The organism is Vibrio sp. 1288 (assembly GCF_033344475.1).
Window position 1 is genome coordinate 1 of sequence record NZ_JAWPOX010000634.1, and the last position, 650, is coordinate 650.

Here is a 650-nt window from a genome sequence, read left to right on the forward strand (position 1 = left end):
GTTGTGGAAGACACGCCAACCATCATCAAGGTCTTAGATAACGACACGTTCGAAGGCGACGACAAAGTGGTGTCGCTGGATACCAATAACGGTCCAGCCAACGGCACGGTCTCTGTCAACCCGGACGGCAGCGTCACTTACACGCCGAACGACAACTACCACGGTACAGACAGCTTCACGTACATCGTTACGTCGGGTGGGGTCAGTGAGTCCACCACGGTGAACGTCGATGTCACACCAGTGAATGATGCGCCAGTGGCAAACGATGATACCGCTGTTACTGACGAAGATACACCAGTGACGATTGATGTCTTGCCAAACGACACCGATATTGATGGTGATAAGCTGTCGATTGAATCGGCTTCCGTACCTGAAACACAAGGCACAGTTGAGATCGTTGATGGCAAACTGGTCTTCACACCGGCTGAGAACTTCCATGGTGACGCTGAAATTACTTACACGATTACTGATGGTGCACTGACTGACCAAGCAACGGTCAACGTCACCGTGAATGCGGTGAACGACACGCCTGTGGTTGAAAGCAACATTGCAGACCAAACCTTGGCGGAAGATTTTACGCCATACAGCATCGATCTGAATACGGCCTTCAGTGATGTGGATAACGTGGATGGCGAGTTAACGTTTAGCGT

The 650-nt window shown here is 51.1% G+C and carries 1 protein-coding gene; it reads left to right on the forward strand.

Annotated elements, in window-relative coordinates:
- A partial coding sequence (locus R8O11_RS28470; protein ID WP_318195026.1) for a tandem-95 repeat protein occupies positions 1-650 on the forward strand: 650 nt, incomplete at both ends.